At 60.2% G+C, this 420-nt stretch carries 1 protein-coding gene; it reads right to left on the bottom strand.

All coding sequences use genetic code 11. From position 1 onward, the window contains the following. Positions 1–420 (bottom strand): calcium-binding protein (locus tag ACTJKS_RS28080; RefSeq protein WP_440829060.1); only part of this gene is annotated, 420 nt, incomplete at both ends.

Genomic DNA, 420 nt, shown 5'->3' on the forward strand with positions numbered 1-420 from the left:
ATCAGGGTGTCGGCGCCTAGGCCGCCCAACAGGCTGTTGTTGCCGGCATTGCCGATGAGGACGTTGTTCAGGGAATTACCGGTCAGGGTCAGGTCGGCAGTGCCGAGCAGCGTGGCGTCTTCGAAGTTGTTGGCCAGCACATAACTGATGCTGGTTTTCACCAGATCGCGGCCTTCATCGGCTTGTTCGACGAGGACGTCGTTGATGTTGTCCACGACGTAGGTGTCATCACCCGCCCCCCCGATCAGAGTGTCTGCGCCCAGGCCACCGTCAAGGATGTTGTTGCCCGCGTTGCCGGTCAGCACGTTGTTCAGGGCGTTGCCGGTCAGGTTGTTGTGTGTGCTGTCGAGCAGGATGCCGTCTTCGACGTTGGCCGACAGGGTGTAGCTGACCCGGGATCTGATCAGGTCATGGCCTTCA

The sequence above is a fragment of the Pseudomonas sp. 22189 genome, from assembly GCF_052045635.1.
GTDB lineage: Bacteria > Pseudomonadota > Gammaproteobacteria > Pseudomonadales > Pseudomonadaceae > Aquipseudomonas > Aquipseudomonas parakoreensis.